This window comes from Sulfitobacter sp. AS59, from assembly GCF_038899995.1.
Taxonomy (GTDB): domain Bacteria; phylum Pseudomonadota; class Alphaproteobacteria; order Rhodobacterales; family Rhodobacteraceae; genus Sulfitobacter.
Genome location: NZ_JBBMQK010000003.1, coordinates 527,156 through 534,055, shown reverse-complemented (window position 1 = coordinate 534,055; position 6,900 = coordinate 527,156). Strand labels below are relative to the sequence as shown.

The following is a 6,900-nucleotide window of genomic DNA, read 5'->3' as shown; positions in this document are numbered from 1 at the left end:
TGGGCCACCATGTCGCCGTCAACCTTGGACGGGTTCACAAAATCGGTCATGCCGAAGTAGCGACCGGTTTCTTCCTTGTCGTCGTTCAGATCGACGCCGACGATTTGATCCGCACCGGCCAGCCGCAGCCCTTGGATCACGTTCAGGCCGATGCCGCCCAGCCCGAATACAACGCAGCGCGCGCCGATCTCGACTTTGGCGGTGTTGATCACCGCGCCAATGCCCGTGGTGACACCGCAGCCGATATAGCAAATCTTATCGAACGGCGCGTCCTTGCGGACCTTGGCCAGCGCGATTTCAGGCACAACCGTGTGGTTGGCAAAGGTCGAACAGCCCATGTAATGGTGGATCGGCGTGCCATCGAGCATCGAAAACCGCGTGGTGCCATCGGGCAGCAGGCCCTGGCCTTGGGTGACGCGAATGGCCTGGCAGAGGTTGGTTTTTCCTGACAGGCAATATTCGCATTCGCGGCATTCGGGCGTATAAAGCGGGATCACGTGATCGCCGACCTCAAGCGTGGTGACGCCCTCGCCGATCTCCATCACGATGCCTGCACCCTCGTGGCCCAGAATGGCCGGAAAGATCCCTTCGGGATCATCGCCCGAGCGGGTGAATTCATCAGTGTGACACAGGCCGGTGGCCTTCATCTCGACCAAAACCTCGCCCCGCTTGGGACCCTCAAGGTTCACCTCCATGACCTCAAGCGGTTTGCCCGCCTCAACAGCTACTGCCGCTCGTGTTCTCATCCAGAATCCCCCCAGCATTCATGGCATTGGCTGCCAGATTTACGTTTGTATCAGTATGGTGACCGCCCGATTTGCAAATCAACTAGGACAATGGTGGGTATTGGGTGCAGTGGACTTGCACGCGATGCTTGGCCATAGTTGCAGTATAAATTCGGGGGCCATAATGACCTTGTTCAAGCACCTCACGTTATCGGTTCTTCTGATGGTGCCGGCCCTTCCCGGGTTGGCTGCCGATTTTTCGGATCCGACATGGCCTTGTGTGCAGCGCAAGGTCGAAACGCTATCCTTGGGGCTGATGTGGCCCTTTCCGGTTGATCCTGAATCCATGCCCGAAGACGCCAAAACCCGCGCCGAGATCGACGATCTGGCAAGCCGTTTGTCCTTGCGACGGGTCGATCTGGACGAGGCAAAGCCGCAGGTCGACGCCTTTGCCAAGGCGCATGACGGCGATCCTGAACTGCTAGGGTTGGTGTTTTCCCGCGCGTTTGAGACGCTTTCGAAGCGTAGAACACGAATCATTGGCGGCATTGGCGACTTTTCCCTAAGCCAGATTGCGCTGGCCAAGAAAATCGACACCGCCCGCGCCGAGATGGATGCGATCATGGCCACGTCAGAGCCCGATTATGATCGCGTCGACGCCTTGGAAGAACAACTGGATTGGGACCAGATCATTTACACGGATCGGCAGCGCAGCATTCAGTATATCTGCGAAACACCGGTCCTACTGGAACGCCGTTTGTTCGGCATCGCGCAGGTGTTGCAACAGGTCGCGGCGGACTAGGGTTAACGCAGCGCGGTCAGTCCCATTCCAGCTCGGTAAAGGCACCTGTTGCATTGCGCGGGTTATAGGCCTCGAACAGCGCCCAATGCGCGGCCTCTTCCTGCGCGATTGTCTCGACCGCATCGCCCAATCTGGCACCGGCTTCAATCGCGGCACGCGTATCTGTCTCCAACACGTTCAGATACCTCGTCATCGCCTCCAACCCGCTTGGCCAGTCCAGCGCAGGCCCGCCGTGCCCCGGTATCACCTTGGCCAATTCCATCTTTTGCAGCTCTGCCAACACCCCCTGCCACCCCATCAGGCTGCCATCCAGCGCGGGCGCGTGTCTGTGGAAAATCAGGTCACCCGCAAACAACGTCTGTGTGGTCGTATCCAACACGGTCAGATCAGCGGCGGTATGTGCCAAGGGCCACGCCCGAAGTTCCAAAACGCGACCGCCCAGATCAATGTCCCGCCGGTCGTGGACCAGCACATCTATCGGTACGGTCTGCGTTCCCAGAAATTGCGCGGGTCCGATCAAACGGTTCAGACTTTCAAGGTAGTTTTCTTGTCGGTCAGAAAGCGCGCGCGGCAGGTTGGCGTGACCAACGATCTGCGCCCCAGCGGCGGCAAAAGGGGCCGCGCCAAGCGCATGATCGGGGTGCATATGGGTCAGAACCACATGGGTCACCGGATTGTCGGTGCGCTGCCTGATGGCGCGCCACAAAGCCTCCCCCATCCAGCGGGCCGAACCGGTATCGATCACCGCAACGCTGGTTTCACCAATGACAAATCCCAGATTGGCCACGTCGCCGCGGTTGGTCGGGTTCGGCTCTTCGATGAGCCCCATATGCACAAAGACACCTTCGGCAATCTCTGTGACTTCCAATGCCATTCCCATAGTTTTGCAGGTTGGTTCACCCAAAATGCCAAGGCCCTCAAAGCTGGCCAAAGACGGCGCGGAAGCGGCAAGCGATGCGGTACAAGACGCACGGGTTGCGGCCTCGTGACCCGGCAACAACTGATCGCGGCAAGGCCCATCGCTTAGCGTCAGACACAGCGATACGACGGCTTCAAACACATGTATTCCCCCCTGCTCATCTGATCCTCCGACGCGGGCAGCGTAGCACCCATAATGCCACGGCCATCGTTTCACACGAAAACGTGAGACCCAATCAGCCTTAGGTATCGATGTATTTTTCAGGCAAAATATGCGATAAACTTGCTGATTGGATGCCGAAGGAGACTGCAATGCTCTTTAAACTGACAATCGCGGCTGCGATGGCCACGCTGTTTGCGGGCCCTGTTTGGGCGACTGATACGGCGCAAAACCCGCTCCAAGCCAGCGCGACGTGGGATGATCTTAGGGGTGATGTCGTCGGCGATGCCCTGCTGGAAAATGCCGATGGCCTGCTGAGTATTGATGCGCCCTACCGCGCGCATGATGCCGCAACGGTGCCCATTGTTCTCAAGCAATTGGACCCCGCCGCCACCATTTCCGCCGCAACTGTGGTGATTGATGAAAACCCCGCACCGATCGCGGCGGTGTTCGGTTTTGGCAAAGATATGGGCGTGCTGGATTTCGAAATGCGGGTGCGTGTGAACCAGTATTCCAACATCAGGGTGATCGCTGAAACGCAAGACGGTCTTTATATGACGGGCCGCTATGTCAAAGCGTCGGGGGGCTGTTCGGCACCGGCGACCAAAGACCCGCAAGCCGCGCTTGCTGGTATGGGCGCGATGAAGCTGCGCCAGTTCGCGGGCGATGGCGTTCAGATGTCGACCCCGCGCCGCGAAGCGCAGATTATGATCCGTCATCCCAATTATTCAGGTCTGCAGCGCGACCAGATCACACAGCTGTTCATCCCTGCGCATTTCATTGACCATATGGAGGTCTGGCAGGGCGACGCGCTGTTGTTCACCATGGATGGCGGCATTTCAATCTCGGAAAATCCGGTGTTCCGTTTTGCCTATAACGACAACGGGTCGACCGCATTGACGGTCAAAGCGACAGACACCGAAGGCAACATGTTCGAGACTGTATTGCCCAAAGCCGTCAGTGGGTGATCAGGCCATCAAAAACAAACAATCTCGGCCTCGGCTTGGGCGCGTCGCATATCAGCGACCAAATGCTCGGCCATTGAGGCGCTTTTGAAAAACGACATCCGTTCGCCCCCGACCCGGCGCATCGACAACACGGTCTCGGCTTGAAGGTATTTTGCGTAAGGCAGGATCGACGCGATTTCGTCGATTGAACAGGCACAGCGATCCAGCATTTCGCGGGTCTGCCCGTTCGTCACCATACAAGCGAACACATAATCCGCCCGCGCGGCTGTGGGATAATCGTTCAACCGGTCCGCCACCGATTGCGCTGACACACCAGTGCCGAGGGTGGAACAGGCTACGGCAAAGGCGCAAATCAACCGCTTCATTTCGCGTCCTCAAGATGGTCGAACAACAGCTCTGACCGAAATAAGTCACCGCCCGCAGCCTCGGCAACAAGGCTTAGATACCAGCCTGGCACCTCGTCGGACATGGTCACGCGCAGTTCAAGATCGCCAAAGCCCTTCATCCTGTCTTGGTTCTTGTCGCCCTCAAAGGGGTAAAGCCGAATGGTCTGGGTTCTGATAACACGTCCGTCAAACCGGGCTTCGCCGACTTCAACATCAGACGGTTGAATCAACGCTTCTTTGACACGGTTGCGAATATAAAAGGGGCTGCCGCCGGCAGATTCCGCCATATCCCGCACAACGGCTTCGTAGAAATACATGATCATCGGATTGCCCACACTGGCCGGGAATGTTCCCAGCACACGATGTTTGCCATCTTGCTGGAACTCCAGCATCGCCATCGTGGCCTGCCCCTCGCGAAAGCTAAGCGCGATGTCGCCCGTGTCACGGGCAGCAAATTCGGGGTTCAACGCATTTTCAACAACACGTCGATACACCAGCGCCCCATCCCGGTTGATGTCATCCAAGGTGCCGTTGCGAAACAGCATGTCATAGGTTTGATCGCCGCCCAGCGGGGCCGCCACACCGCCCCCCGCAATACAGATCGCAAAAATCCCAGCGGCCAAGGTTTTGATGATCATTGTTGTATCCTCTCGTGGTCAACTGTGCGGGGCTTGTGCATCACTGTCACCTTCGACTTTTGTCTATACTTCCTGTCTGGCCTATCCCGACATGTCCGCAGGGGGCTTGTTTGACCGGATTTTCCATTCGATCAGCCCCCGAAGGCGCAGCAAGTCCGCCGGTTTGGTCATGACCGATATGTCGTTCTGCTCTCCGGTGCGTCTGACAGATTCGCTGCGATCTGCAGTCACCAAAATCGCAGGCACCTGGGCACCCGTCATCGCGCGAATCTCGGAAATTGCATGAATGCCGGTATCTGCGTCATCCAACTGATAGTCAGCCAGAATAATATCGGGGGCCATTCCCATGTCCTGGACAAACTCCACCGCCTGCCGGGTTGAACTGGCGGACAGAACGCTTGCCCCCCACTGTTGAAGCCACTGGGTCGTGCCATACAAAACATCCGCGTCATTTTCGATCACCACCACGATGTGATCAACCGAATCCGCCTCAAGCTCGCGGACGGGGATGTGCTGCGTCGCGACGGGTGCCGCGTCGTGCACGATGTCCATCTCGATGCTGAACACGGACCCAAGGCCGGGCTTGGACCGCACGCTTAAACGGTGACCCAGCAACCGGCACGCGCGATCCACCACCGACAGACCCAGCCCAACACCCGATCCAATCGGTACGTTTTCAGCGCGGGTGAATTCGTCAAAAATGCGCGCTTGGTCCCTGCGACGGATACCGATCCCGGTATCCCACACCTCAAGAACGATCTTGTCGCCCTTACGTCGGCACCCAAACAACACGCGACCGCCGACATTGGTGTATTGTATGGCGTTCACCACAAGGTTCTGCACGGACCGCAGTAAATACACCGGATCAGAGCGCACGAAAACTGAGCTGGGGACCACATCCAGTTGAACTGATTTCTGTTCGGCCAGCAGCATCTGGTCCGATTTGACCCCCATCATGATGGTGCCAAGGTTCACATCGCTGGCTGACACCGTATCAGGGTCTGCGCTTTCCAGTCGCGATATATCCAGCAACGAATGCAACAGATACTCTGCCGAGGCAAACGCGCCGCCCAACCGTTCGACCATGGGCAGGAACCGGGTCTCACGGGTGGTTTCCTCGAGGGTAGAGATCAGCAATTTCGCGGCATTGATCGGCTGAAGCAAATCATGGCTCGCCGCCGCCAGAAACCGCGTTTTCGAAGATACTGCAGCTTCGGCACGTTCTTTCGAGATGCGCAATTCCTCTTCAACGCGTGCTTTCTCTTCGTATTGCGCGGTCAGCTTTTCATTGGCGCGGGTTAATTCTGCGGTACGCTCCATCACTCGGTTTTCCAACAGCTCGGTCGACCGCGCCTCAAGGGTGACGTCTTTCAGCTCAACCAGAAAATGGCCGTCTGGCAAAACGTTGGCATAGACATCCAGAACCCGCCCCCCACCATGCAACACACGACGGCTTAACGAGCCTTTATTCACCATCTCCTGCTGCCACGCTTCCATCTGCGTCAGCACGCTTTCTTCGATCAGGTTGCGATGTGTCATATAACCCAGTAGCGACTGCACCGGCGTGCCCGGTTGCAAAGCTGACAATGGCACCCCCAGAATATCGCCAAAACGCCCGTTGTGCATCATCACCTGCCCTTCGGCAGAAAAGGTGCAAACACCCGCGCTCATGTTTTGGAAAACCGCCTGAAGGTAATCCTCTTGCTGGTCTATCAGGTGTTCCTTTTCGCGCCGGTTGTGCTGCACCAGCGCGGTGATTTCCGTCAGCAACAGCACCGTATTTTCGGGAGAGGTTTTTTGCACGCTCAGCTGATACCAACGGTCGCGCAGCAGCTCGGCCACGATGGACACCGCCGGATCGGATGCGCCTGCGTCTTCCAAGTCCTTGCAGACATTCACCAGCTTGCGGTTTGTCGACACCAGAAAACGGCTGGTCGCCATCAGGTCAAAGTACAGCTTCAGCTCAAGCTGCGGCACGACCATGCTGGAAACATCGGGCAGCAGTTCCTTGAACAGCTCGTTGCAGATGTTCAACCGGCCATCGGTGAACAGCGCAAAGCCTTCCTCCATCGAGGCCAACGCCTCCACCAGTGCCTTGCGCGTGCGTTCGCGTTCATATCGCGCGCTTTCCAGCTCAAGCGTTTGGGCCGCGACCTGCTGTTGCAGATCAATCGCAGACTGAAACGCGCGGTACGCAGAAGGGCCCACATCTTTTTGCTGGCTGGCCCGACGCACCAACGCATCAATGATTTTTGACTGCCTTTTCACCTGCTCCGGCAGCGGGGCCTGAGGATCAATCATGG

Annotated in this window: 7 protein-coding genes; 2 read left to right on the top strand and 5 right to left on the bottom strand. The window is 57.5% G+C overall.

Annotated features, from left to right (window positions below; translation table 11 throughout):
• Positions 1-746 (bottom strand): alcohol dehydrogenase catalytic domain-containing protein (locus WNY39_RS10045; protein ID WP_342845393.1); only part of this gene is annotated, 746 nt, incomplete at its 3' end.
• Between the two features lie 163 nt (positions 747-909).
• On the opposite strand from WNY39_RS10045, the gene WNY39_RS10040 reads away from it, so the two are divergent.
• A complete protein-coding gene (locus WNY39_RS10040; protein ID WP_342845392.1) occupies positions 910-1,527 on the top strand; it encodes a hypothetical protein in 618 nt (205 codons plus the stop codon).
• Positions 1,528-1,543: 16 nt separating this feature from the next.
• On the opposite strand, the gene WNY39_RS10035 is transcribed toward WNY39_RS10040, so the two are convergent.
• A complete protein-coding gene (locus tag WNY39_RS10035; RefSeq protein WP_342845391.1) occupies positions 1,544-2,587 on the bottom strand; it encodes a quinoprotein relay system zinc metallohydrolase 2 in 1,044 nt (347 codons plus the stop codon).
• 170 nt (positions 2,588-2,757) lie between these two features.
• Here WNY39_RS10035 and WNY39_RS10030 point away from each other — a divergent pair, with 170 nt between their 5' ends.
• A complete protein-coding gene (locus WNY39_RS10030) occupies positions 2,758-3,573 on the top strand; it encodes a quinoprotein dehydrogenase-associated SoxYZ-like carrier (protein ID WP_342845390.1) in 816 nt (271 codons plus the stop codon).
• An 8-nt stretch (positions 3,574-3,581) separates the two neighbouring features.
• On the opposite strand, the gene WNY39_RS10025 is transcribed toward WNY39_RS10030, so the two are convergent.
• The 3 genes from WNY39_RS10025 to WNY39_RS10015 form a co-directional block, all read right to left on the bottom strand.
• On the bottom strand, positions 3,582-3,938 hold the full coding sequence (locus tag WNY39_RS10025) for a hypothetical protein (RefSeq protein WP_342845389.1): 357 nt from the start codon (positions 3,936-3,938) through the stop codon (positions 3,582-3,584).
• Positions 3,935-4,597: a hypothetical protein gene (locus WNY39_RS10020; protein ID WP_342845388.1), complete on the bottom strand. Its 663-nt coding sequence runs from the start codon at positions 4,595-4,597 to the stop codon at positions 3,935-3,937. The genes WNY39_RS10025 and WNY39_RS10020 overlap by 4 nt, the downstream gene beginning before the upstream one ends.
• Positions 4,598-4,678: 81 nt before the next feature.
• Positions 4,679-6,898, bottom strand: a complete 2,220-nt coding sequence (locus WNY39_RS10015; RefSeq protein ID WP_342845407.1) for a PAS-domain containing protein — start codon at positions 6,896-6,898, stop codon at positions 4,679-4,681.
• Positions 6,899-6,900 lie beyond the last annotated feature (2 nt).

Excerpts from the sequence above, each read along its gene's own strand:
- WNY39_RS10020 (WP_342845388.1), bottom strand. The coding sequence starts at position 4,597 with ATGATCATCAAAACCTTGGCCGCTGGGATTTTTGCGATCTGTATTGCG.
- WNY39_RS10015 (WP_342845407.1), bottom strand. The coding sequence starts at position 6,898 with ATGATTGATCCTCAGGCCCCGCTGCCGGAGCAGGTGAAAAGGCAGTCA.
- WNY39_RS10025 (WP_342845389.1), bottom strand. The coding sequence starts at position 3,938 with ATGAAGCGGTTGATTTGCGCCTTTGCCGTAGCCTGTTCCACCCTCGGC.
- WNY39_RS10040 (WP_342845392.1), top strand. The coding sequence starts at position 910 with ATGACCTTGTTCAAGCACCTCACGTTATCGGTTCTTCTGATGGTGCCG.
- WNY39_RS10030 (WP_342845390.1), top strand. The coding sequence starts at position 2,758 with ATGCTCTTTAAACTGACAATCGCGGCTGCGATGGCCACGCTGTTTGCG.